Genomic DNA, 211 nt, shown 5'->3' on the forward strand with positions numbered 1-211 from the left:
AAATATGATGCCGATAATGGATAACACTCAAATGCCGAATATGATGCCGATAATGGATAACAATCAAATGCCAAATATGATGCCGATAATGGATAACAACCAAATGCCAAATATGATGCCGATAATGGATAACAATCAAATGCCAAACATGATGCCGATAATGGATAACAATCAACCACCGAATATGATGCCATATCAAATGCCATACCAA

1 pseudogene is annotated in these 211 nt (G+C 36.0%); it reads left to right on the forward strand.

Annotation, left to right across the window (positions count from 1 at the left end):
* Positions 1-16 precede the first annotated feature (16 nt).
* Positions 17-211, forward strand: a pseudogene (locus MR113_RS28190) (peptigoglycan-binding protein LysM); the annotation flags it as partial.

Source organism: Bacillus cereus group sp. BfR-BA-01379 (assembly GCF_022663605.1).
Taxonomy (GTDB): domain Bacteria; phylum Bacillota; class Bacilli; order Bacillales; family Bacillaceae_G; genus Bacillus_A; species Bacillus_A mobilis.